The organism is Agromyces sp. NPDC057865 (assembly GCF_042796995.1).
GTDB lineage: Bacteria > Actinomycetota > Actinomycetes > Actinomycetales > Microbacteriaceae > Agromyces.
Window position 1 is genome coordinate 400,021 of sequence record NZ_JBHVMJ010000002.1, and the last position, 24,961, is coordinate 424,981.

Here is a 24,961-nt window from a genome sequence, read left to right on the forward strand (position 1 = left end):
CCGGTCGGTTCCCGACGCCGTCACGATCGGAAGGAACATCACCTCGTGGCAACTCTGCAGTGGGAACCCATCGACGATCGCGCGGTCGACACGGCGCGCGTCCTCGCGGCCGACGCCGTCGAGAAGGTCGGGAACGGGCACCCCGGCACCGCGATGAGCCTGGCGCCCGCGGCCTACCTCCTCTTCCAGAAGGTCATGCGCCGCGACCCGGCCGACCACGCGTGGCTCGGACGCGACCGCTTCATCCTCTCCGCGGGCCACAGCTCGCTCACGCAGTACGTGCAGCTGTACCTCGCGGGCGACGGCCTCGAGCTCGATGACCTCGAGTCGCTCCGCACCTGGGGCTCCAAGACCCCGGGCCACCCCGAGTACGGCCACACGGCGGGCGTCGAGATCACGACCGGTCCGCTCGGCCAGGGGCTCTCGTCGGCTGTCGGCTTCGCCTACGCCTCGCGCTACGAGCGCGGCCTCTTCGACCCCGAGGCTGCAGCGGGCACCAGCCCGTTCGACCACTTCGTCTACGTGATCGCGAGCGACGGCGACCTGGAGGAGGGCGTGACGAGCGAGGCATCCTCGCTCGCCGGTCACCAGCAGCTCGGCAACCTCGTGGTGATCTACGACTCGAACCAGATCTCGATCGAGGACGACACCGACATCGCCTTCACGGAGGACGTCGGCAAGCGCTACGAGGCGTACGGCTGGCACGTGCAGACTGTCGACTGGAAGAAGACCGGCCAGTACGTCGAGGACGTCGCCGAGCTGCACCGCGCGGTCGAGGCGGCCAAGGGCGAGACCTCGAAGCCGTCGATCATCATCCTGAAGACCATCATCGGCTGGCCGAGCCCCGGCAAGCAGAACACCGGCAAGATCCACGGCTCCGCGCTCGGCGCGGCCGAGCTCGCCGCCACCAAGGAGGTGCTCGGCTTCGACCCCGAGCAGAGCTTCGTCGTCGCCGACGAGGTCATCGAGCACACCCACGGCGCCCTCGAGCGCGGCGCCGCCGCACGCGCCGAATGGCAGGTCGGGTTCGACGCGTGGGCCGAGGCGAACCCCGCGCGCAAGGCGCTCCTCGACCGCCTCGAGGCGGGCGAGCTGCCCGACGGCATCGAGTCGGTGCTGCCGGCGTTCGAGGGCGGCACCGAGGTGTCCACGCGCGCGGCATCCGGCAAGGTCATCAACGCCCTCGCGGCCGAGCTGCCCGAGTTCTGGGGTGGATCGGCCGACCTCGCGGAGTCGAACCTCACGACCATCAACGACGCGGCCTCGTTCATCCCCACCGAGTGGTCGACGCACGAGTTCGCCGGCAACCCCTACGGCCGCGTGCTCCACTTCGGCATCCGAGAGCACGCGATGGCCGCCATCGTCAACGGCATCGTGCTGCACGGCCCGACGCGTCCGTTCGGCGGCACCTTCCTCATCTTCAGCGACTACATGCGCCCGGCGGTCCGCCTGTCCGCGCTCATGAACATCCCGTCGATCTTCGTCTGGACGCACGACTCCGTGGCGCTCGGCGAGGACGGCCCGACGCACCAGCCGATCGAGCAGCTCGCGACGCTTCGCGCCATCCCGAACTTCACGGTCGTGCGACCCGCCGACGCGAACGAGGTCGCGGTCGCCTGGCTCGAGGTCCTGAAGCGTCGCGGCGGCCCGGTCGGCCTCGCGCTGACCCGCCAGAACATCCCCGTGTTCGAGCGCGGCGAGGGCGCGGCATCCGGCGACACGCTCGCCTCGGCCGACGGCGTCGTGAAGGGCGCCTACGTGCTCGCCGAGGCGCCGTCGGGCGAGCCCGACGTGATCCTCATCGCCACGGGCTCCGAGGTGCAGCTCGCCGTCGCGGCGCGCGAGCGCCTTGCCGAGGAGGGGGTCCAGGCGCGCGTCGTGTCGGCGCCGAGCCTGGAGTGGTTCGAGCAGCAGGACGCCGAGTACCGCGAGTCCGTGCTGCCCTCGTCGGTCACCGCCCGCGTCTCCGTCGAGGCCGGCATCGCCCTCACGTGGCGTCCGTACCTCGGCGACCGCGGCCGCAGCGTGTCGATCGAGCACTTCGGCGCCTCCGCCGACTACAAGACCCTGTTCCGCGAGTTCGGCATCACCACCGATGCCGTCGTCGCCGCCGCCAAGGATTCGCTCGCCGCCTGACGGGCGAGAAGGAGAATGACCAGCATGGCCACGCAGACCCAGTCCACCCAGTCCCCGACCGAGGCCCTCTCCGAGGCCGGCGTCAGCATCTGGCTCGACGACCTGTCGCGCGAGCGCATCACGTCGGGCGGACTCGCCCGGCTGATCGCCGACCGCAACGTCGTGGGCGTCACCACGAACCCGACGATCTTCGCGGGCGCCCTCTCGAAGGGAGACGCCTACGCCGAGCAGCTGCACGCCCTCGCGGTGGCCGGCGCCGACGTCGACACGGCGGTGTTCGAGACCACGACGAACGACGTCCGCGACGCGGCCGACATCTTCCGGCCGGTGTACGACGCGACCGGCGGCTACGACGGCCGCGTGTCGATCGAGGTCGCTCCCGACCTCGCGCACGACACGAAGGCGACCATCGAGCAGGCGCACGCGCTCTGGGAGAAGGTCGACCGCCCGAACGTCATGATCAAGATCCCCGCGACGATCGAGGGCCTCGACGCGATCACCGCCGCCATCGGCGCCGGCATCAGCGTGAACGTGACGCTGATCTTCAGCCTCGACCGGTACCGCGAGGTCATCAACGCCTACCTCGCAGGCCTCGAGCAGGCCAAGGCGGCGGGCATCGACCTCTCCACGATCCACTCGGTCGCGTCGTTCTTCGTGTCCCGGGTGGACACCGAGATCGACAAGCGCCTCACCGACATCGGCACTGACGAGGCCCTCGCCCTGAAGAGCAAGGCCGGCGTCGCGAACGCGCAGCTCGCGTACGAGCTGTACGAGGAGGCGTTCGCGTCCGACCGTGCCGCCGCGCTGCTGGCCGCCGGGGCGAACCGGCAGCGTCCGCTCTGGGCGTCGACGGGCGTGAAGGACCCGGCCCTGCCCGACACGCTGTACGTGGTCGAGCTGGTCGCCCCGGGCGTGGTGAACACGATGCCTGAGAAGACCCTCGAGGCCACCTTCGACCACGGCGAGGTCCGCGGCGACACCGTCACGGGGTCGTACGCGCAGGCAGGTGCCGTGCTCGACGCGCTCGCGGGCGTGGGCGTCGACTACGACGACGTCACCGCCGTGCTCGAGCGCGAGGGTGTGGAGAAGTTCATCGTGTCCTGGCACGAGCTGCTCGACACCGTGCGGACCGCACTGGAGGCGGCCCGATGAGCTTCCGCATCTCGGTCAGCGGCGCGGCCGCCGACGCCGTCCGGCGCACCGTGCCGGGCCTCGTGTCCGACCTCGTCGCCAGCGGCATCACCGCGCAGGACCCCGAGCTCTGGGGTCCGGCGGCCGAGGAGGAGGCGGCGAAGCGCCTCGGCTGGACCGAGGCGGTCGCCGTGTCGCGCCCCCTCGTGCCCGAGATCGAGGCGCTCCGCGAGCAGCTCGAGGCCGACGGCGTCACGCACATCGTGCTCGCGGGCATGGGCGGTTCGTCGCTCGCGCCCGAGGTCATCACGCGCACCGCGCGCGTCGAGCTCACCGTGCTCGACTCGACCGAGCCCGGCCAGGTGCGGGCGGCCCTCGCCGACCGCCTCGCCGAGTCCGCCCTCGTCGTCTCGTCGAAGTCGGGTTCCACGGTCGAGACCGACAGCCAGCGCCGGGTCTACGAGCAGGCGTTCCGCAACGCGGGCATCGACCCCACCACGCGCATCGTCGTCGTGACCGACCCCGGTTCACCGCTCGACGAGTCGGCGCGCGCCGCCGGCTACCGCGTCTTCAACGCCGACCCGAACGTGGGCGGCCGCTACTCCGCGCTCACCGCGTTCGGGCTCGTGCCCTCCGGCCTCGCGGGCGTCGACATCGCCGAGGTCCTCGACGAGGCCGAGACGATCGAGCTCTCGCTCGCGATCGACAGCCCCGAGAACCCGGGTCTCGTGCTCGGCGCGGCGATCGCGGCCACCGAGCCGCTGCGCGACAAGCTCGCGATCGTCGCCGACGGCACGCACATCGTCGGCTTCGCCGACTGGGCCGAGCAGCTCATCGCCGAGTCCACGGGCAAGGAGGGCACCGGCATCCTTCCCGTCGTGCTCGACGTGAACTCCCCCGAGCTCACGGCCGACCTGCCCGACGTGCAGGTCGTGCGCCTCGTCGACGACGCGGGCGACGAGATCTTCCGCGACGACACCCACGGCGAGATCCGCGTCTCCGGCACGCTCGGCGCGCAGCTGCTCGTCTGGGAGTACGCGACGGCGGTCGCGGGTCGGCTGCTCGGTATCAACCCGTTCGACCAGCCCGACGTGGAGTCGGCCAAGATCGCCGCACGCGGCCTGCTCGACGCACGCCCCGAGCCCGCTCCCGCGGCGTTCGTCGCCGACGGCATCGAGGTCCGCGGCACGCCCGAGGTCATCGGGGCGTCCAGCGACCTCGCCTCGGCCATCGAGGTCCTGCTCGAGGAGCTGCCTGCGAACGGCTACCTCTCGGTCCAGGCCTACGTCGACCGCGTTGCGCACCCCGAGGTCGCCCGCATCCGCGACCTCCTCGCGGCGCGCGCCGGCCGGCCGGTGACGTTCGGCTGGGGTCCGCGCTTCCTCCACTCGACCGGCCAGTTCCACAAGGGCGGCCCCGCGGTCGGCGTGTTCCTGCAGATCACGGAGCACCCCGCCGAGGACCTCGAGATCCCCGAGCGCCCCTTCACCTTCGGCGAGCTCATCGCCGCGCAGGCATCCGGCGACGCGAGCGTGCTCGCCGACCACGGGCGCCCGGTGCTCACGCTGACGCTGACGGACCCCGCCGCGAACCTCGCGACGCTGTTCGACGCGGTCGGCTGATCCAGGGAGGATCCGCATTGGCTCCGGCAGAGATCTCTGCGCAGCACAATCCGCTGCGCTCCCCCAAGGACTACCGCCTCAACCGGATCGCCGGCCCCTCGAGCCTCATCATCTTCGGGGTGACCGGCGACCTCGCCCGCAAGAAGCTCATGCCCGCGGTCTACGACCTCGCGAACCGGGGGCTCCTGCCGCCCGGGTTCGCGCTGGTCGGCTTCGCACGGCGCGACTGGGCGGATGAGGACTTCGAGCGGGTCGTGCACGACTCGGTGCAGCAGTACGCCCGCACCGAGTTCCGTGAGGACGTCTGGAAGCAGCTCGCCCGCGGCATCCGCTTCGTGCAGGGCGACTTCGACGACGACGCGGCGTTCGACCGCCTGCACACGGTCGTCGAGGAGCTCGACCGCGAACGCGGCACCATGGGAAACCACGCGTTCTACCTGTCGATCCCGCCCAAGTCGTTCCCGCTGGTGACCGAGCAGCTCAAGCGCTCAGGCCTCACCGAGCAGAAGGACGGCCAGTGGCGACGCGTCGTCATCGAGAAGCCGTTCGGCAGCGACCTGAAGTCGGCGCGCGAGCTGAACGACGTCGTGGCCTCGGTGTTCCCGCCCGACGCGGTGTTCCGCATCGACCACTACCTCGGCAAGGAGACCGTCCAGAACATCCTGGCGCTCCGGTTCGCGAACCAGCTCTACGAGCCCATCTGGAACGCGAACTACGTCGACCACGTGCAGATCACCATGGCGGAGGACATCGGCGTGGGCGGCCGTGCCGGGTACTACGACGGCATCGGCGCGGCGCGCGACGTCATCCAGAACCACCTGCTGCAGCTGCTCGCGCTCACCGCCATGGAGGAGCCGATCTCGTTCGACGCCGCCGACCTGCGCGCCGAGAAGGAGAAGATCCTCGCGGCCGTGCGCCTGCCCGACGACCTGGCGACGGGCACCGCCCGCGGCCAGTACGCCGGCGGCTGGCAGGGCGGCGAGAAGGTCGTCGGCTTCCTCGACGAGGAGGGCATGAACCCCCACTCGACGACGGAGACGTACGCGGCCATGAAGCTGCTCATCGGCACCCGCCGGTGGGCGGGCGTGCCGTTCTACCTGCGCGCCGGCAAGCGCCTCGGCCGCCGCGTCACCGAGATCGCGGTCGTCTTCAAGCGGGCACCCCAGCAGGTGTTCGCCGACAGCCAGACCTCCGAGCTCGGCCAGAACGCGCTCGTGATCCGGGTGCAGCCCGACGAGGGCGTGACCATCCGGTTCGGCTCGAAGGTGCCGGGCGCCGGCATGCAGGTGCGCGACGTCACGATGGACTTCGGTTACGGCCACGCGTTCACCGAGGCGAGCCCCGAGGCGTACGAGCGGCTCATCCTCGACGTGCTGCTCGGCGACCCGCCGCTCTTCCCCCGCCAGGAGGAGGTCGAGCTGTCGTGGAAGATCCTCGACCCGATCGAGGAGTTCTGGGCCACGCAGGGCCAGCCCGAGCAGTACCGCCCAGGCACCTGGGGACCGAGCTCGGCCGACGAGCTCCTGCACCGCGACGGACGAAGCTGGAGGCGACCGTGATCGTCGAACTGCCCGACACGACGACGAGCCAGGTCTCCAAGACCCTCGTCAAGATCCGCGAGGAGGGCGGCGTCGTCGCCCTCGGCCGCGTGCTCACCCTCGTCATCGCCACAGAGCCCGGCAGTGAGGAGGAGGCGATCGAGGCCGCGAACGACGCGTCCCGCGAGCACCCGATGCGCGTCATCGTGGTCTCGAGCGACCCGGCGGAGGCACCCGATACGGATTCCCGCCTCGACGCGGAGATCCGCGTGGGCGGCGACGCCGGCGCGAGCGAGGTCATCGTCCTCCGCGCGCATGGCGACGCCGCCCTTGACGAGGAGAGCCTCGTCATGGGCCTCCTGCTGCCGGATGCCCCGGTGGTCACGTGGTGGCCCGGCGCCTCGCCCGAGGTGCCCGGCCAGTCCCCGCTCGGCCGCATCGCCCACCGTCGCATCACGGATGCCTCGACGAAGCCCGACCCGCAGCACGCGCTGCACGCCTGCGCCTCGAGCTACACCCCCGGCGACGCGGACTTCGCGTGGACGCGCCTCACGCTCTGGCGCGCGCAGCTCGCCGCGGTGCTCGACCAGCCGCCGTACGAGCCCATCACGGCCGTCAAGGTGACCGGGGCGATCGACTCGCCGTCGACCACGCTGCTCGCGGCCTGGCTGCACCTGCAGCTCGACGCGCCGACCACGTACGAGCTCACGCCGGTCGAGGAGGGCTCGCACGGCATCCACGGCGTGGAGCTGCAACGCGACGCCGGCACCGTCGAGCTCGTGCGCGACATCCCCGGTGTCGCCACGCTGAACCAGCCCGGCCAGCCGACCCATCACGTCGCGCTGCCGCGCCGCAACCTCCGCGACTGCCTCGCCGACGAACTCCGTCGCCTCGACCCCGACGAGTTGTACGGTGAAGTGATCACGAGCGGCCTCGCGCTGCTCGACGACGCGGAGGCCGAAGGAGTCCATGCATGACGAATGAGCGGCGGGTGCTCGTCCACCCCGACACGGCATCGCTGGCGGGATCCGTGGCCGCACGGTTCATCACCAAGATGCTCGACATCCTCGACGAGCAGGCCGTCGCGCACGTCGTGCTGACGGGCGGGTCCATGGGCTCGGCGGTGCTCGAGGCGGTGGCGTCCTCGCCCGCGCGCACGACCATCGACTGGTCGCGCGTCCACTTCTGGTGGGGCGACGAGCGCTGGGTGCCCGCGGGCGACGCCGATCGCAACGACCTGCAGGCGCAGCAGGCGCTGCTCGACGACCTCGACCTCCCCGACGAGAACGTGCATCCGTTCCCCGCGTCCGACGCCGGCATCGACCTCGACGAGGCGGCGGCGGTGTACGCCGCGGAGCTGTCGGAGCACGGCGTCGACGGACTGCCGCATCCGATCTTCGACATCACGTTCCTCGGCGTCGGGCCCGACGGCCACGTCGCGTCGCTCTTCCCGCACCGCTCGGGCATCCAGGTGACCGACCGCACGGTCATCCCCGTGCGCAACTCCCCCAAGCCGCCGCCCGAGCGCCTGAGCCTCACGCGACCGGTGATCAACTCGTCGCAGCGCATCTGGATGGTGCTCGCCGGCGCCGACAAGGCCTCCGCGCTCGGCCTCGCCCTCGCGGGCGCGAGCCGCGACGAGGTGCCCGCTGCCGGCATCAAGGGACGCCGCCGCACGGTGTTCTTCGTCGACGCCGACGCGGCGGCCGAGGTGCCCGAGTCGCTCATCGCACGCGACTACTGATCCGGCGCACGGATGCCGCGAGCATCCGCTCGCGCCCCCGTTTCAAGAAACGCGGAAGGGGCCTGCCAAGATGGCCGGCCCCTTCCGCATGTCTGCGGGGTGACGTCACTCCTGCGGAGCGGTCTGCCCACGGCGCGCACGGAGCTGCGTGAGGGCCTCCTCGAGCAGCGCGGCGGCCTCCTCGTCGGTGCGACGCTCCTTCACGTAGGCGAGGTGCGTCTTGTACGGCTCGAGCTTCGACACCGACGGCGGGTTGTCCTTGTCGCGACCCGCCGGCAGGCCCGTCGAGGGGCTGTCGATGATCTCGGGGATCTCCTCCTCGGGCAGGTTCGCCGCGAAGTACCGCACCGTCTCGTTGCCCTGGGCGTCCCAGTAGCTCACGGCGACGCGGTCGGCGTGGAACCCGCGATCCTGCTCGCCCATCGGACCCGCGCCCACGCGCGAGCCCCGAATGGCGCTGTTGCCTGATGCCATGGCGTCTCCCCCGTCAGATTCCGGCGTCGAACTTCGTGATGAGTCCGAGCACGACGATGCACGTCACCCACACGAGTCCGAGGATCACCGTGATCCGATTGAGGTTGCGCTCGGCCACGCCGGAGGCGCCGAGGCTCGAGGTGACGCCGCCGCCGAACATGTCGGACAGACCGCCGCCGCGGCCCTTGTGCAGCAGGATGAGCAGCGTCAGCAGGAGGCTCGTGAGCCCGAGCAGCACCTGCAGGACGACCTGGAGAATCTCCACGGTGAACCTTTCCGGGCACGACGCAGGGTGTCGTGCCGACATTCGAGTATAGCCGCACGCGCGGCCGGGCAGATGGAACCCGCCGTCAGGCCCCGACGTGCTTCGTGAATCTGGCGATGCTCGAGAACTCGTCGATGTCGAGGCTCGCGCCGCCCACGAGGGCGCCGTCCACGTTCGGCTCGCGCAGGAAGGACGCGATGTTCGCGGCCTTCACCGATCCGCCGTAGAGGATGCGCGTCGCCTGGGCGACGTCATCGCCGAGCACCTCGGCGATGACCTCGCGCAGTGCCGCGGCGACCTTCTCGGCCTGCTCGGGCGTGGCCGCCTGGCCGGAGCCGATCGCCCAGACGGGCTCGTACGCGACCACGAGGCCCTTCGCGCCGTCGACGCCCTCGAGCGCCGTGCGCAGCTGCGCCACGGGCACGGCGCTCGCGCCGAACCGCTCCAGGTCGTCGGCGGTCTCGCCGACGCACACGACGGGGACGAGACCGTGACGCTGTGCCGCGAGCACCTTCGCGTTGACCACCGCGTCGGTCTCGTGGTGGTACGTGCGCCGCTCCGAGTGCCCGATGATGACGTACGCGCAGTCGAGGGCCGCGAGGAACGCGCCGGAGACCTCGCCCGTGTAGGCGCCCGAGTCGTGCGCCGACAGGTCCTGCGCGCCGTAGGCGAGCGGGAGCGAGTCGGCTGCGATCAGCGTCTGCACCGAGCGCAGGTCGGTGAACGGCGGGAACACGGCCACCTCGGCGTCGGCGTAGTCGTGCTTCGCGTCGGCCAGCGACCACGCGAGCTTCTGCACGAACGCGATCGACTGCAGGTGGTCGAGGTTCATCTTCCAGTTGCCCGCGATGAACGGGGTGCGCTTCACTGCCATCCGAGGACCTCCAGTCCGGGGAGCTTCTTGCCCTCGAGGAACTCGAGGCTCGCGCCTCCGCCCGTCGAGATGTGTCCGAATGCGTCGTCGGCGAAGCCGAGCTGGCGCACCGCCGCGGCGGAGTCGCCGCCGCCGATGACGCTGAGGCCGTCGACCTCGGTGAGCGCCTGTGCGACCACGCGAGTGCCCTCGGCGAAGGGCGCGAGCTCGAACACGCCCATCGGACCGTTCCAGAACACCGTCTTCGATTCGCGGATCCGCTCGGCGAAGGCCGCGGCCGTGTCGGGTCCGATGTCGAGTCCGAGTCCGGATGCCCCGAACGCCGTCTCCTCGATGGCGTCGGCCGGCGCGACCTCGTGCGCGGCATCCGCGGCGAAGCGCTCGGCCACGACCACGTCGGTCGGCAGGAGGATGTCGACGCCGCGTTCGGCGGCCTCGGCCAGGTAGCCCTGCACCGTCTCGATCTGGTCCGCCTCGAGGAGGCTCGAACCGACCTTGTGGCCCTGCGCCGCGAGGAACGTGAAGAGCATGCCGCCGCCGATGAGCAGCGCGTCGACCCGCGGCAGCAGGTGCGCGATGACGCCGAGCTTGTCGGAGACCTTCGAGCCGCCCAGGACGACCGTGTAGGGACGCTCGGGCGACTCCGTGAGCCGGTCGAGCACGTCGAGCTCCGAGGCGATGAGGAGGCCCGCGGCGCTCGGCCGCAGCTCCTCCAGCTCGTAGACGCTCGCCTGTTTCCGGTGCACGACGCCGAAGCCGTCGGAGACGACGGCGTCGGCGAACTCGGCGAGCTGGCCGGCGAACGCCGTGCGCTCGGCTTCGTTCTTCGAGGTCTCCCCCGGGTTGAACCGGAGGTTCTCGAGCACGAGCACCTCGCCGTCGCCGAGGGCCGCGACCTTCGCCGCCGCATCCGTGCCGACCGTGTCGGACGCGAACGCCACGGGAGCGTCGATGAGCTCGTCGAGGCGGGCCGCGACGGGCGCGAGGCTGTAATTGGGGTCGGGCGCCCCGTCCGGGCGACCGAGGTGGGAGACCACGATGACGCGGGCCCCCTGGCCCGTGAGGGCCTCGAGGGTGGGCACCGACGCCCGCACGCGGCCGTCGTCCGTGATGACCCCGTCCTGGAGAGGAACGTTGAGGTCGCAGCGGACGACGACGCGCTTGCCGGCGAGCGGACCGAGGGTTTCGATCGTTCGCAGGGTCACGACGGCCCGCTTCAGAGGCGCTCGGCGACGTACTCGGTGAGGTCGACGAGACGGTTGGAGTAGCCCCACTCGTTGTCGTACCAGCCCGAGAGCTTCACCTGGTCGCCGATGACGCGCGTGAGACCGGCGTCGAAGATGCAGGAGTACGGGTCGGAGACGATGTCGCTCGAGACGATCTCGTCCTCCGTGTACTTCAGGATGCCCTTGAGGGGGCCGTCGGCGGCGGCCTTGTAGGCGGCCTTGACCTCGTCGACCGTCACGGGACGCGAGGAGGTGACGGTGAGGTCGGTGATGGATCCGGTGGGGACCGGGACGCGCAGGGCGAAGCCGTCGAGCTTGCCGACGAGCTCGGGCAGCACGAGGCCGATGGCCTTCGCCGCACCGGTCGAGGTCGGGACGATGTTGATGGCGGCGGCGCGGGCGCGGCGGAGGTCCTTGTGCGGGCCGTCCTGCAGGTTCTGGTCGGCCGTGTAGGCGTGCACCGTGGTCATGAGGCCGCGCTCGATGCCGAACGCGTCGTTGAAGACCTTGGCCAGCGGCGCGAGGCAGTTCGTGGTGCACGACGCGTTCGAGATGATGTTGTGCTTCTCGGGGTCGTACGAGTCCTCGTTGACGCCCATGACGAAGGTCGCGTCCTCGTCGGTCGCCGGAGCGGAGATGAGGACCTTCTTCGCGCCGGCCTCGAGGTGCTTGCGTGCGTCAGCGGCCTTGGTGAAGAAGCCGGTCGACTCGATGACGATGTCGACGCCGAGCTCGCCCCAGGGCAGGTTCGCGGGGTCGCGCTCCGCGAAGGCCTTGATCGCCTTTCCGTTCACGATGATGTGGTCGTCGTCGTAGTCGACGGTCGCGTCGAGGCGACCCGTGACCGAGTCGTACTTCAGCAGGTGCGCGAGCGTCTTGTTGTCGGTGAGGTCGTTCACGGCGACGATCTCGAGGTCGGCGCCCTGGGCGAGGGCGGCTCGGAAGTAGTTGCGGCCGATGCGGCCGAAGCCGTTGATGCCGATCTTTACGGACACGGATGTCTCCTGAATTGACGTGCGCGAATGCGCGGATTCCAAGGTGAACTGATCGGACGGCGGTGTCCCCGGACGGCGCCCGGGGACACCATCCGCTATGACAGTAGCAGCAGCCCTGAGGTCTTCTCGCGTGCTGCCTGGAGGCGCAGCTGGGCGTTGTCCCAGTTCGCGATGTTCCAGAACGCCTTGACGTAATCGGCGCGGACGTTCTGGTAGTCGAGGTAGTACGCGTGCTCCCAGACGTCGAGCATCAGCAGCGGGACGATGCCCGCCGGGAGGTTGCCCTGCTGGTCGAAGAACTGCACGATGATGGGCCGCTGGCCGATCGAGTCCCACGCGAGCACGGCCCAGCCGGAGCCCTGCACGCCGAGCGCGGTGGCCGTGAAGTGGGCCTGGAACTTGTCGAACGAGCCGAACTCGTCGTCGATCGCCGAGGCCAGCTCGCCGGTCGGCTTGTCGCCGCCGTCGGGCGACAGGTTGGTCCAGAAGATCGAGTGGTTGACGTGGCCGCCGAGGTTGAACGCGAGGTCCTTCTCGAGCTTGTTGACGTTGGCGAGGTTGCCCGAGTCGCGCGCCTCGGCGAGCTGCGCGAGGGCCGTGTTGGCACCGGTCACGTACGCCTGGTGGTGCTTCGAGTGGTGCAGCTCCATGATCCGACCGCTGATCGACGGCTCGAGGGCCGCGTAGTCGTACGGGAGATCGGGGAGGGTGTAGTCAGCCATTGCTTCTCCTTGTCAGATGCCGGGGAACCGGGCCTCTGCCCGGCGCGACCGCGGCATCCCCTAGCCTATGCCTGACGCTGCGGGCGCTGCCGGGCCTTGACGCTTTCGGTCACCTGCCCGGGCGGCCGTCGGCGGTCGGATGCCGCGGCGCCGCGCTCGCCCGCTCAGTCGTCGAGATCGGCGGGCAGGCTCGCCTCGGTGCCGGGGACGCCCAGCTCCGCGGCGCGCTTGTCGGCCATGGCCAGCAGGCGTCGGATGCGTCCGGCCACGGCGTCCTTCGTCATGGGCGGGTCGGCGTGGTGGCCGAGCTCGTCGAGGCTGGCGTCGCGGTGCGCGAGGCGCAGCTCCCCCGCGTACTTCAGGTGGTCGGGGATGTCGTCGCCGAGGAGCTCCATGGCGCGCTCCACGCGCGCGCACGCGGCGACGGCGGCCTGCGCCGACCGGCGGAGGTTCGCGTCGTCGAAGTTCACGAGGCGGTTCGCGGTCGCGCGCACCTCGCGCCGCTGCCGCAGCTCCTCCCAGTTGCGCACGGTCTCGGTCGCGCCCATGATCGCGAGCATCGCGCTGATCGCCTCGCCGTCGCGGATCACGACGCGGTGCACGCCGCGCACCTCGCGGGCCTTCGCCGAGACGCCCAGGCGGCCGGCCGCGCCCACGAGGGCCATCGCCGTCTCGTTGCCGGGGCAGGTGACCTCGAGCGCCGCCGATCGGCCGGGGTCGGTGAGGCTGCCGTGCGCGAGGAACGCGCCGCGCCAGACGGCTGCGACGTCGTCGCGCGAGCCCGTTGTGAGCTTGTTCGGCAGCCCGCGCACCGGACGGCGGCGGGCGTCGAGCAGCCCGGTCTGCCGGGCGAGCGTCTCGCCGCCGTCGAGCACGCGCACCAGATACTGGTTCTGCCGGCGGATGCCGGACGGCGAGATCACGGAGACATCGGGTCGCACGCCGTAGAGCTCGCCGAGGTCGCGGGTCACGCGTCGGGCGATCGTCGGCGAGTCGAGCTCGGCCTCGATCGCGATGCGGCCCGAGATGATGTGCAAGCCGCCTGCGAAGCGCAGCACCGAGGCGAGCTCGGCCGCACGCACGCTCGTCTTCGACACCTCGACCCGCGCGAGTTCCTCTTTCACGTCGGCGGTCAGTGCCACGTCACGTCCTCTCGTTCATTCATGTGGTGCGGCCGGCTCATTCACGGCCGCGATCGCGATGCTTCACGCTGACGGCCACGCCCGGGAGCGCGCCCAGGCGGTCGGCCAGCTCGCGGACGATGGCCACCGAGCGGTGCTTGCCGCCGGTGCATCCGATCGCGATGGTCGCGTGTCGCTTGTTCTCACGTTGGTAACCCGCGAGCACCGGCTCGAGGGCGGTGGCGTAGGCGTCGATGAACTCGCGCGCACCGGGCTGGCCGAGCACGTACTCGGCCACCTCGGGGTCCTCGCCGTTGAGGTGGCGGAGCTCGGGGATCCAGAAGGGGTTGGGCAGGAACCGGGCGTCGGCCACCAGGTCGGCGTCGGCCGGGAGCCCGTACTTGAAGCCGAAGCTCAGCAAGGTGACCCGCAGGCCGGCGCGACCCTCCTCGGCGAAGGTCTCGGTGATGAGCGTCGCGAGCTGGTGGATGTTGAGGTCGGACGTGTCGACGACGATGTCGCTCGATTCACGAAGCTCGGCCAGCCGACCGCGCTCGGCGCCGATGCCGTCGAGCAGGGTGCCGTTGCCCTGCAGCGGGTGAGGGCGGCGCACGGACTCGAAGCGGCGCACGAGCACGGCGTCGGTCGCGTCGAGGAACACGACGCGCACGTTCACGCCCGTTCGCAGTGCCTGGATGATGTCCTGCAGCTCCGAGAAGAAGTCGCGGCCGCGCACGTCGACGACCGCCGCGATGCGCGGGAGCGAGGCCCCGGCGCGCTCGACGAGTTCGACGAGCGGACGCAGCATCTGCGGCGGGAGGTTGTCGACGACGTACCAGCCCAGGTCCTCGAGCGCGTTCCCGACGGTGGATCGTCCGGCGCCCGACATCCCGGTGACGATGAGCATCTCCTGCTGGTGGTGCTCAACCTCGGCTGCCATCGTCCCCTGCCCCCGTTTCGCGCGTCGACACCCCAGCCTACCGGGGCGCCGACACGCCGTCAGCGTGCAGGTGCGCGTGGACCGTGGCCGCGAGGCTCGGGCCGATGCCCTTCACCTCGGCGATCTCGGTCTCCCCCGCGCCGCGCAGTCGCTTCACCGATCCGAAGTGCTTCAGCAGCTCCCGCACTCTGGCCGGCCCGAGCCCCGGGATCTCGGAGAGCACCGTCGAGATGTCGCGCTTGCGGCGCTGGCGCTGGTGCGTGATGGCGAAGCGGTGCGCCTCGTCGCGGACGCGCTGGAACAGGAACAGGGCGTCGCTGTTGCGCGGCAGGATGACCGGGAAGTCGGCCTCGGGCGTCCAGATCTCCTCGAGCCGCTTGGCGATGCCGCACAGGTAGATGCCCTCGACGCCCGACTCCTCGAGCGCCCGGGCCGCGGCCGCCACCTGCGGCTGCCCGCCGTCGACGACGAGGAGGTTGGGCCGGTAGGCGAACTTCTTGCGCCGCTCGGAGACCACCGGGACATCCGCTGCGTCGCCGTTCTGGGTGTCGTCGTTCGGCGCGTCGCGGCCGGCCCCCGCCCCCGCGACCGCCTGATCGGATGCCTCGTCGCCGGCCGGCCTCGCGAGGTACGCGAGCCGGCGCGTGAGCACCTGGTGGATCGAGTCGGTGTCGTCGGTGGAGCTCGGGATGGTGAACCGGCGGTACTCGTCTTTTCGCGCGAGACCGTCTTCGAACACGACCATCGACGCCACGATGTTCGTGCCGCTGAGGTGCGAGACGTCGTAGCACTCGATGCGCAGCGGCGCGTCGGCCATGCCGAGGGCCTCCTGGATGTCCTCCAGCGCCCGCGAGCGGGTCGTGAAGTCGGCGCTGCGACGCGTCTTGTAGAGCATCAGGGACTGCTTGGCGTTCTGCGTCGCCGTGGCGAGCAGTTGCGCCTTCGCCCCGCGCTGCGCGACGCGGAGGGTCACGTTGCGGCCCGCGAGCCCGCCGAGCCAGGTCTCGAGCGCCTCGGCGTCGTCGGGCAGCTCGGGCACGACCACCTCGCGCGCCGGCGTCAGGTCGTCGCCGTACGCGTTCTGGACTACGACATCGACGAGCTCGCCGAGCGGCACGTCGAGCTCCTTGTCGACGGTCCACGACCGTTCACCGCGGATGCGGCCGCCGCGGACCATGAACAGGTGCACCGCGGCGGCGAGCTCGTCGTGCTCGATGCCGAACACGTCGAGGTCGACACGGTCGCCGAGCACGACGGCGCTCTTCTCGAAGAAGGCCGTGGCCGCCTGCAGCTGGTCGCGCTTGCGCGCGGCCGACTCGTAGTCGAGCACGGCCGACGAGGCGTGCATCTCGCGCTCGAGGTCGCGCACGATGCGCGGGTCCTGGTTCTGCATGAACGCGACGAACCGATCGACGTTCGCCCGGTGCTCCTCGACCGTGACCCTGCCCGAGCACGGCCCGAAGCACCGCCCGATCTGGCCTGCGAAGCACGGCTTGCCCGTCGCCATCGCGCGCCGGTAGTCGCTGTCCTTGCACGTGCGGATCGGGAAGAGCTTGATGAGGATCTCGAGCATGTCGGTGACGGCCCACATCTTCGGGTACGGGCCGAAGTACCGGGCCCCCGGGATGCCGCGCTTGCGCGAGACCATCGCGCGCGGCGCCTCATCGGCGAGCGTCACGACGAGGTACGGGTAGGACTTGTCGTCCTTGAACCGCACGTTGAACGGCGGCTTCAGCTCGTTGATCCACGTGATCTCGAGGTTCAGCGCCTCGACGTCGCTCGCGACGACGGTCCACTCGACGGATGCCGCGCTGAGCACCATGCGGCGGGTGCGCTCGTGCAGGCTGTACAGCGGCGCGAAGTAGTTCGACAGGCGAGCACGCAGGTTCTTCGCCTTGCCGACGTAGAGCACGCGGCGATCGGCGTCGCGGAACCGGTAGACGCCGGGGCCCGTGGGGATCTCCCCCGGCTTCGGTCGGTACGGAACGGTGTCTCGTGACAGCGCTGTGGTCATCCGCGTCAGCTGGCGACCTCGACGTGGGCGGATGCCGCGTCGAAGATCTCGCGCAGGAAGTAGCCGGTGTGGCTCTCGGCCACTCGAGCCACCTGCTCGGGCGTGCCGGTCGCGACGACCTGGCCGCCGCCGGAGCCGCCCTCGGGCCCGAGGTCGATGATCCAATCGGCGGACTTGATCACGTCGAGGTTGTGCTCGATGACGATGACCGTGTTGCCCTTGTCGACGAGCTTGCCGAGCACCTTCAGGAGCTTCCGCACGTCCTCGAAGTGGAGGCCCGTCGTGGGCTCGTCGAGCACGTACACGCTGCGGCCGTTCGAGCGGCGCTGGAGCTCGGTGGCGAGCTTCACCCGCTGCGCCTCGCCGCCCGACAGGGTCGTGGCGCTCTGCCCGAGCTGCACATAGCCGAGGCCGACGTCGACGAGCGTCTTGAGGTACCGGTGGATCGCCGAGATCGGCTCGAAGAACTCCGCCGCCTCGCTGATCGGCATCTCGAGCACCTCGGCGATGTTCTTGCCCTTGTAGTGCACCTGCAGCGTCTCGCGGTTGTACCGCTTGCCGCCGCAGACCTCGCACGCGACGTACACGTCGGGCAGGAAGTTCATCTCGATCTTGATCGTGCCGTCGCCCGCGCACGCCTCGCATCGCCCGCCCTTGACGTTGAAGCTGAACCGGCCGGGCAGGTAGCCGCGCGCCTTCGCCTCGGTGGTCTCGGAGAAGAGCGTGCGGATGCGGTCGAACACGCCCGTGTAGGTCGCCGGGTTCGACCGCGGCGTGCGGCCGATCGGCGCCTGGTCGACGTGCACGACCTTGTCGAGCTGCTCGATGCCCGTGACGCGGCGGTGCTTGCCCGGCACCTTGCGGGCGCCATTGAGCCGGTTCGCGAGCACGCGGTAGAGGATGTCGTTGACGAGCGACGACTTGCCCGAGCCGCTCACGCCGGTGACCGCCGTGAACGTGCCGAGCGGGAACTCCACGTCGACGCCCCGCAGGTTGTTGGCCTCGGCGCCCTGCACCGAGATCATGCGGCCGGGATCGATCGCGCGCCGCCGGGTGGGCATCGCGATCTCCTTGCGGCCCGACAGGTAATCACCCGTCAGCGAGCGCGAGTTCTTGAGGAGGTCGGCGTAGCTGCCCGAGTGCACCACGGTACCGCCGTTGACGCCGGCTCCCGGGCCGATGTCGACGATCCAGTCGGCCGTGCGGATCGTGTCCTCGTCGTGCTCGACGACGATGAGCGTGTTGCCGAGGTCGCGCAGGGCGACGAGCGTGTCGATCAGGCGGCGGTTGTCGCGCTGGTGGAGCCCGATGCTCGGCTCGTCGAGCACGTAGAGCACGCCCGTGAGGCCCGAGCCGATCTGCGTCGCGAGCCGGATGCGCTGCGCCTCGCCGCCCGAGAGGGTGCCGGCCGCCCGGGCGAGGTCGAGGTAGCTGAGTCCCACCCGGATCAGGAAGTCGAGGCGGACCTTGATCTCGCGGAGCACCTGGGCGCCGATGGCCTGCTCGCGGTCGGTGAGTTGGAGTCGGTCCATGAACGCGCGGGCATCGGTGAGGCTGAGCAGGCCGACGTCGGCGATGCTGTGGTCGTGGATGAGCACCGAGAGCACCTCGGGCTTGAGGCGCTTGCCGTCGCACACCGGGCACGGCACCTCGCGGAGGTACTCGGCCCAGCGCGCCCGCTGCACGTCGGTCTCGGCCTGGAGGTACTGGCGCTCGATGTACGGCACCACACCCTCGAAGCCCGACGTGTAGCTCATCTCGCGGCCGTAGCGATTGCGCCACCGCACCTTGACCTCGAAGTTGTCGCCCCGGAGCACGGCGTTGCGCGCGTCGGCCGGGAGCTCCTCCCACGGCGTGTCGAGCGAGAAGCCGAGGTCGCGGGCCAGCCCGTCGAGCAGCTTCTCGTAGTAGTTGTAGAGGCTCTTGCCCTGCGAGGTCCACGGCAGGATGACGCCCTCGGCGATGCTGAGCGTCATGTCGCCGAGCAGCAGCGCCTCGTCGACCGACATGCGCGTGCCGAGGCCCGAGCACTCGGGGCAGGCGCCGAACGGCGCGTTGAACGAGAAGGTGCGCGGCTCGATCTCGGTGAGCTGGATCGGGTGCTGGTTGGGGCACGAGAGCTTCTCGGAGAACGTGGTCCACGCGTCGGGGCCGGTCTCGTCGACGAAGTTGACCTGCACGAGCCCGTCGGTGAGGCGCAGGGCCGTCTCGAGCGAGTCGGTGAGGCGGCCGAGGAGCTCGGGACCGGCGACGAGCCGGTCGATCACGACCGAGATGTCGTGCTTGACCTGCTTCTTCAGCACCGGAGGCTCGTCGAGCCGGATGACCTCGCCGTCGACGACGGCGCGCGAGTAGCCGCCCGCCGCGAGTTCGCGGAACAGGTCGACGAACTCGCCCTTCTTCTGCGACACGACCGGGCTCAGCACCTGGTAGCGCGTGCCCTCTGAGAGCTCCATGAGCTGGTCGGCGATCTGCTGCACCGTCTGCCGCTGGATCTTCTCGCCGCACACCGGGCAGTGGGGCACGCCGATGCGTGCCCAGAGGAGGCGCATGTAGTCGTAGATCTCGGTGATCGTGCCGACCGTCGAGCGCGGGTTGCGGTTCGTCGACTTCTGGTCGATCGACACCGCCGGGCTCAGCCCCTCGATGAAATCGACGTCGGGACGGTCGACCTGGCCGAGGAACTGGCGGGCGTATGCGGAGAGCGACTCGACGTAGCGACGCTGGCCCTCGGCGAAGATCGTGTCGAACGCGAGCGAGGACTTGCCCGAGCCCGAGAGCCCCGTGAACACGACCATGGCATCGCGCGGGATCTCGACGTCGACGTTCTGCAGGTTGTGCACGCGGGCACCGCGGACACTCAGGCGCGAGTGGGCATCGAGACGTGAAACTGGCACCCTCCGAGTCTAGAGAGCGCCACCGACACCAAGTCGGGCGCGGCACGTGCTCTCAGCGAACATACGTTCGATTCTCGGAGTTCGAGGGGGCTCCCCTCCTACGTCAGGTGTCCGGCCTTCTCCATCTGCCGGAGCTCGCGCTTGAGCTCGGACACCTCGTCGCGCAGGCGTGCGGCGAGTTCGAACTTCAGCTCGCCTGCGGCCTCGAGCATCTGGTCGTTGAGGTCGCGGATGAGATCTTCGAGGTCGTTCGCACCCTCGGCGGCGATGCCCTCGCGGCGGAGGTTCGGGACCGGCGCCTTGGTGCGACCCTCGCGACCGGCGAGCAGCGCCGCGGTGTCGGCCTCCTCACGCGCGAGCACCGCCGTGATGTCGGCGATGCGCTTTCGCAGCGGCTGCGGGTCGATGCCGTTCGCACGGTTGTACTCGAGCTGCAGCTCCCGGCGACGCGTGGTCTCGTCGATCGCCGCCGCCATCGACTCGGTGAGCACGTCGGCGTACATGTGCACCTCGCCCGACACGTTGCGCGCGGCTCGGCCGATGGTCTGGACGAGCGACGTCGACGAGCGGAGGAAGCCCTCCTTGTCGGCGTCGAGGATCGCCACGAGCGACACCTCGGGCAGGTCGAGGCCCTCGCGAAGCAGGTTGATGCCGACCAGCACGTCATAGACGCCGGCCCGCAGCTCGGTGAGCAGTTCGACACGACGGAGCGTGTCGACGTCGGAGTGCAGGTAGCGCACGCGCACGCCGGCCTCGGTGAGGAAGTCGGTGAGCTCCTCGGCCATGCGCTTCGTGAGCGTCGTCACGAGCACGCGCTCGTCGCGCTCGGCGCGGATGCGGATCTCCTCGAGCAGGTCGTCGATCTGGCCCTTCGACGGCTTCACGACGATCTGCGGGTCGACGAGGCCGGTCGGGCGGATGATCTGCTCGACGACGCCGTCGGCGACGCCCATCTCGTAACGGCCGGGCGTGGCCGAGAGGTAGACGGTCTGGCCGACGCGCGCCTTGAACTCGTCCCACTTGAGCGGACGGTTGTCGATCGCGCTCGGCAGGCGGAACCCATGCTCGACGAGCGTGCGCTTGCGCGAGGAGTCGCCCTCGTACATCGACCCGATCTGCGGCACGGTGACGTGCGACTCGTCGATGACGACCAGGAAGTCGTCGGCGAAGTAGTCGAGGAGGCAGTGCGGCGCCTCCCCCGGCGCTCGCCCGTCGATGTGCCGCGAGTAGTTCTCGATGCCCGAGCAGAACCCGATCTGCTCCATCATCTCGAGGTCGAACGTGGTGCGCATGCGCAGGCGCTGCGCCTCGAGCAGCTTGCCCTCGCGCTCGAGCTCGGCGAGGCGCTCGTCGAGCTCGTCGCGGATCGTGCCGATCGCCCGCTGCATCACGTCGGTGCTCGCCACGTAGTGCGAGCCCGGGAACACCGGCACCGCGTCGAGCTTCGCCACGACCTGCCCGGTCAGCGGATGCAGGCTGTAGAGCGCCTCGATCTCGTCGCCGAACATCTCGATGCGGATGGCCAGCTCCTCGTAGACCGGGATGATCTCGATCGTGTCGCCGCGCACGCGGAAGGTGCCGCGCGAGAAGGCGAGATCATTGCGCTGGTACTGCATCGACACGAACTTGCGGATGAGCCAGTCACGGTCGACCCGCTGGCCCACCTGGAGCGGCATCATCGCGTTGAGGTACTCCTCCGGCGTGCCGAGGCCGTAGATGCAGGACACGGTGGAGACGACGACGACGTCGCGCCGGCTGAGCAGCGAGTTGGTGGTGGAGTGCCGTAGCCGCTCCACTTCGGCGTTGATGGACGAGTCCTTCTCGATGAAGGTGTCAGTCTGCGGGACGTAGGCCTCGGGCTGGTAGTAGTCGTAGTACGACACGAAGTACTCGACGGCGTTGTTCGGCATCAGCTCGCGGAACTCGGTGGCCAGCTGGGCCGCGAGCGTCTTGTTGTGCGCGAGCACGAGCGTGGGCCGCTGCACCTGCTCGATGAGCCAGGCGGTGGTGGCGGACTTGCCCGTGCCGGTGGCGCCGAGGAGCACCACGTCGGTCTCACCGGCGTTGATGCGGGCGGCGAGGTCGGCGATCGCCGTGGGCTGGTCGCCGCTCGGCTGGTACTCGCTCACGACCTCGAACGGACGGACGGAACGCGTGGCCTGCATGCGTTCAAGTCTAGGTTCGCCCGCCGACACTCCACCCGGCGTGCGCCACGGGCGAACGCGGGCAGGCGCGAGCGGCGGCATCCGCTCGCCGAACGGCGGCTACGCCCGGGCGCGCTCCTGCCGGATGCGCTGCCAGAGCGCGTCGGTCTGGCTCATGGTGTGCGCCATCGACCCGTCGGTGTCGATCACGACGTCGGCGATCGCGAGCCGCGCGGTGTTGTCGACCTGGGCGTCGACCCGGGCCTCGGCCTGGATCGGGTCGAACCCACGCTCCTCGACCAGGCGCTCGACCTGCGTGCGGCGCGGCGCGTTCGTCACGACGATGAGGTCGAAGGGGTGGTCGACGGATGCCTCGACGAGCAGCGGCACGTCGTAGACCACGACGGCGTCGGGGTCCTCGGCCTCCGCGCGCTCGATGAGCTTGCGCGACAGCTCGCGGACGGCCGGATGCACGATCGCGTTGAGCCGCGCCCGCGCGGCGTCGTCGCCGAACACGAGCTCGCCGAGCTTCGGGCGGTCGAGCCGTCCGTCGTGCCCGACAACGCCCTGGCCGAACTCGGCCACGATCGCGTCGAAGGCGGGCTTGCCGGGCTCGACGACGCGGCGCGCGAGGTCGTCGGCGTCGATGTGCACCGCCCCGTGCTCGACGAGGCGCCTGGCGACCGTGGACTTGCCGGAGGCGATTCCGCCCGTGAGACCGATCAGATACACGCTCCCCACTCTATCCATGCGACACTCGACCCGACGGCGACGTCCGGTCGACGGGCCGCACGGCCGGAGGGGGTGTCGATGCTCGAGCTGCTGACCGGCACGGGCCTCGCGCTCGCGGCCGGGCTCAACGCCTGGATCCCGCTCGTCGTGCTCGGCGCGCTCGACCGCTTCACGGGACTCATCGAGCTCCCGCCCGCGTGGGCGTGGCTTGCGAACGAGTGGGTGCTCCTCATCCTCGTCGTACTGCTCGTTTTCGAGTTCGTCGCCGACAAGGTGCCGGGACTCGACTCGGCCAACGACGTGGTGCAGACGTTCGTGCGGCCGACGGCGGGCGGCATCGCGTTCGGATCGGGCGTCGGGGCGACCACCGTGGCGGTCACCGACCCCGAGACGTTCTTCGCCTCGCAGCAGTGGGTCCCGATCGCGATCGGCATCGTCCTCGCGCTCGGGGTGCACCTCGCGAAGGCCGCAGCGCGGCCGATCGTGAACGCGTCGACGGCCGGCGTGGGCGCCCCCGTCGCGAGCGCCGCGGAGGACGCCGGCAGCTTCACCCTCGCGTTCGCCGCCATCCTCGCGCCCGTGCTCGTGCTGCTCGCCATCGTCGTGATGGCGGCGCTCCTGGTCTGGCTGGTGCGCCGACGACGCCTCCGGCGCGAGCGCGCGGCGCAGCCGCCGGCTCCCCCGGGCTGAGACGGCGAGCACGCGACCCCGCGAATCCGGGCCGAACGGGCGCCCGCAACGCCGGAAGGCCGGCCCCCGAGGGGACCGGCCTTCCGTTCGTCGCGTGCGACTAGTTGTTGCTCGAGAGCTTCTCGCGCAGTGCAGCGAGCGACGCGTCGTCGGCAAGGGTGCCGGCCGCCGCGGAGTCGCTCGAGTACGACGCCGAGCCCGCGAACGAGTCGTCGGCGGCAGCAGCAGCGTTCGCCTGGGCGACCTGCTTCTTGTGCGCCTCCCAACGAGCCTGGGCTGCAGCGTAGTCCTGCTCCCACTTCTCGCGCTGGGCCTCGAAGCCCTCGCGCCACTCGTTCGTCTCGGGGTCGAAGCCCTCGGGGTACTTGTAGTTGCCCTGCTCGTCGTACTCGGTGAGCATGCCGTAGAGCGCCGGGTCGAACTCGGTGCCCTCGGGGTCGACGCCCTCGTTGGCCTGCTTGAGCGAGAGCGAGATGCGGCGACGCTCGAGGTCGATGTCGATGACCTTGACGAAGACCTCCTCGCCGACCGACACGACCTGCTCGGCGAGCTCGACGTGACGGCCCGACAGCTCCGAGATGTGCACGAGACCCTCGATGCCGTCGGCGACGCGGACGAACGCGCCGAACGGGACGAGCTTCGTGACCTTGCCCGGGGTGACCTGGCCGATCGCGTGCGTGCGGGCGAAGACCTGCCACGGGTCCTCCTGCGTCGCCTTGAGCGACAGGGAGACGCGCTCGCGGTCGAGCTCGACGGAGAGCACCTCGACGGTGACCTCCTGGCCGACCTCGACGACCTCGCTGGCGTGCTCGATGTGCTTCCACGACAGCTCGGAGACGTGCACGAGGCCGTCCACGCCGCCGAGGTCGACGAACGCACCGAAGTTGACGATCGACGAGATGACGCCCTTGCGGATCTGGCCCGGGTGGAGGTTCGCGAGGAACGTCGAACGCGACTCGGACTGCGTCTGCTCGAGGAGCGCGCGGCGCGAGAGCACGACGTTGTTGCGGTTCTTGTCGAGCTCGAGGATCTTCGCCTCGATCTCCTGGCCGAGGTACGGCGTGAGGTCGCGGACGCGGCGGAGCTCGATGAGCGAAGCCGGGAGGAAGCCGCGGAGGCCGATGTCGACGATCAGGCCGCCCTTGACGACCTCGATGACCTGGCCGGTCACGACGCCGTCGGCTTCCTTGATCTTCTCCACGTCGCCCCAGGCGCGCTCGTACTGCGCGCGCTTCTTCGACAGGATGAGTCGGCCTTCCTTGTCCTCCTTCTGGAGAACGAGGGCCTCGACGGTGTCGCCGACGCCGACGACCTCGCTGGGGTCGACATCGTGCTTGATGGAAAGCTCGCGGGAGGGGATCACACCCTCGGTCTTGTATCCGACGTCGAGGAGGACCTCGTCGCGGTCGATCTTCACGACGGTACCCTCGATGAGGTCGCCGTCGTTGAAGAACTTCAGAGTCTTCTCGACCGCGGCGAGGAAATCGTCAGCAGATCCGATGTCGTTGATCGCGACCTGCTTGGGCGCCTTGGTCGTTGCGGTTGTCATGTAGTGAATGCTCCGTAAAGGACAGAATCGAGCCCGTCGCGAAGTAGAGCGTTTATGACTTCCGCGGCGGGCATGCGGACAGGGATGTCACACGCGTGACGCTCCATCCTAACCGACGGCGAGGGCCATCGGCAACCGGGCTTCCAG

The 24,961-nt window shown here is 70.2% G+C and carries 20 protein-coding genes; 7 read left to right on the plus strand and 13 right to left on the minus strand.

The genetic code is table 11. The annotated features are described in order from the left end of the window. Positions 1–45 precede the first annotated feature (45 nt). The 6 genes from tkt to pgl are packed head-to-tail and all read left to right on the plus strand — an operon-like array spanning position 46 to position 8,171. Positions 46–2,136: a transketolase gene (gene tkt, locus ACFVN5_RS09530; protein WP_376954803.1), complete on the plus strand. Its 2,091-nt coding sequence runs from the start codon at positions 46–48 to the stop codon at positions 2,134–2,136. A gap of 24 nt (positions 2,137–2,160) precedes the next feature. Then, a complete protein-coding gene (tal, locus tag ACFVN5_RS09535) occupies positions 2,161–3,288 on the plus strand; it encodes a transaldolase (RefSeq protein WP_376954805.1) in 1,128 nt (375 codons plus the stop codon). After that, entirely contained in the window at positions 3,285–4,889 is a 1,605-nt protein-coding gene (locus ACFVN5_RS09540) for a glucose-6-phosphate isomerase (protein ID WP_376954806.1), read from the plus strand. The genes tal and ACFVN5_RS09540 overlap by 4 nt, the downstream gene beginning before the upstream one ends. A 17-nt stretch (positions 4,890–4,906) precedes the next feature. Then, positions 4,907–6,448: a glucose-6-phosphate dehydrogenase gene (gene zwf / locus ACFVN5_RS09545; RefSeq protein WP_376954807.1), complete on the plus strand. Its 1,542-nt coding sequence runs from the start codon at positions 4,907–4,909 to the stop codon at positions 6,446–6,448. Then, the gene (locus ACFVN5_RS09550; protein WP_376954808.1) at positions 6,445–7,404 is read left to right on the plus strand and encodes a glucose-6-phosphate dehydrogenase assembly protein OpcA; all 960 of its coding nucleotides are present in this window, start codon (positions 6,445–6,447) and stop codon (positions 7,402–7,404) included. The genes zwf and ACFVN5_RS09550 overlap by 4 nt, the downstream gene beginning before the upstream one ends. Beyond that, on the plus strand, positions 7,401–8,171 hold the full coding sequence (pgl, locus tag ACFVN5_RS09555; RefSeq protein ID WP_376954810.1) for a 6-phosphogluconolactonase: 771 nt from the start codon (positions 7,401–7,403) through the stop codon (positions 8,169–8,171). Before ACFVN5_RS09550 ends, pgl begins: the two co-directional genes overlap by 4 nt. A gap of 105 nt (positions 8,172–8,276) precedes the next feature. Here pgl and ACFVN5_RS09560 read toward each other — a convergent pair whose 3' ends face one another. The 12 genes from ACFVN5_RS09560 to coaE form a co-directional block, all read right to left on the minus strand. Further along, positions 8,277–8,645: an RNA polymerase-binding protein RbpA gene (locus ACFVN5_RS09560; protein WP_376954812.1), complete on the minus strand. Its 369-nt coding sequence runs from the start codon at positions 8,643–8,645 to the stop codon at positions 8,277–8,279. A gap of 13 nt (positions 8,646–8,658) precedes the next feature. Continuing rightward, complete coding sequence (secG, locus tag ACFVN5_RS09565) at positions 8,659–8,910, minus strand: preprotein translocase subunit SecG (protein WP_108595410.1); 252 nt, start codon at positions 8,908–8,910, stop codon at positions 8,659–8,661. A gap of 85 nt (positions 8,911–8,995) precedes the next feature. Next, positions 8,996–9,784, minus strand: coding sequence for a triose-phosphate isomerase (gene tpiA, locus ACFVN5_RS09570; RefSeq protein ID WP_376954813.1), 789 nt, complete (start codon positions 9,782–9,784; stop codon positions 8,996–8,998). Then, complete coding sequence (locus tag ACFVN5_RS09575) at positions 9,775–10,989, minus strand: phosphoglycerate kinase (protein ID WP_376954815.1); 1,215 nt, start codon at positions 10,987–10,989, stop codon at positions 9,775–9,777. The genes tpiA and ACFVN5_RS09575 overlap by 10 nt, the downstream gene beginning before the upstream one ends. A gap of 11 nt (positions 10,990–11,000) precedes the next feature. Further along, a complete protein-coding gene (gene gap / locus ACFVN5_RS09580) occupies positions 11,001–12,005 on the minus strand; it encodes a type I glyceraldehyde-3-phosphate dehydrogenase (RefSeq protein WP_376954817.1) in 1,005 nt (334 codons plus the stop codon). Between the two features lie 95 nt (positions 12,006–12,100). Further along, positions 12,101–12,727, minus strand: coding sequence for a superoxide dismutase (locus ACFVN5_RS09585; RefSeq protein ID WP_376954819.1), 627 nt, complete (start codon positions 12,725–12,727; stop codon positions 12,101–12,103). A 164-nt stretch (positions 12,728–12,891) separates the two neighbouring features. After that, complete coding sequence (whiA, locus tag ACFVN5_RS09590) at positions 12,892–13,869, minus strand: DNA-binding protein WhiA (protein WP_376954820.1); 978 nt, start codon at positions 13,867–13,869, stop codon at positions 12,892–12,894. Between the two features lie 37 nt (positions 13,870–13,906). Continuing rightward, the gene (gene rapZ, locus ACFVN5_RS09595) at positions 13,907–14,788 is read right to left on the minus strand and encodes an RNase adapter RapZ (RefSeq protein WP_376954821.1); all 882 of its coding nucleotides are present in this window, start codon (positions 14,786–14,788) and stop codon (positions 13,907–13,909) included. 37 nt (positions 14,789–14,825) lie between these two features. Next, positions 14,826–16,802, minus strand: a complete 1,977-nt coding sequence (gene uvrC, locus ACFVN5_RS09600; RefSeq protein WP_376954822.1) for an excinuclease ABC subunit UvrC — start codon at positions 16,800–16,802, stop codon at positions 14,826–14,828. A gap of 5 nt (positions 16,803–16,807) precedes the next feature. Next, positions 16,808–19,699, minus strand: coding sequence for an excinuclease ABC subunit UvrA (uvrA, locus tag ACFVN5_RS09605; RefSeq protein WP_376954823.1), 2,892 nt, complete (start codon positions 19,697–19,699; stop codon positions 16,808–16,810). A gap of 98 nt (positions 19,700–19,797) precedes the next feature. Next, positions 19,798–21,864 carry an excinuclease ABC subunit UvrB gene (uvrB, locus tag ACFVN5_RS09610; protein WP_376954825.1) on the minus strand — a complete coding sequence of 689 codons (2,067 nt, stop codon included), beginning with the start codon at positions 21,862–21,864 and terminating at the stop codon, positions 19,798–19,800. Positions 21,865–21,963: 99 nt separating this feature from the next. Further along, complete coding sequence (coaE, locus tag ACFVN5_RS09615) at positions 21,964–22,575, minus strand: dephospho-CoA kinase (protein ID WP_376954826.1); 612 nt, start codon at positions 22,573–22,575, stop codon at positions 21,964–21,966. 78 nt (positions 22,576–22,653) lie between these two features. On the opposite strand from coaE, the gene ACFVN5_RS09620 reads away from it, so the two are divergent. Further along, on the plus strand, positions 22,654–23,265 hold the full coding sequence (locus tag ACFVN5_RS09620; protein WP_376954827.1) for a DUF4126 domain-containing protein: 612 nt from the start codon (positions 22,654–22,656) through the stop codon (positions 23,263–23,265). A 100-nt stretch (positions 23,266–23,365) separates the two neighbouring features. On the opposite strand, the gene rpsA is transcribed toward ACFVN5_RS09620, so the two are convergent. Continuing rightward, positions 23,366–24,814 (minus strand): 30S ribosomal protein S1, encoded by a 1,449-nt coding sequence (gene rpsA, locus ACFVN5_RS09625; RefSeq protein WP_376954828.1) that lies wholly within the window; start codon positions 24,812–24,814, stop codon positions 23,366–23,368. Between the last annotated feature and the right edge of the window lie 147 nt (positions 24,815–24,961).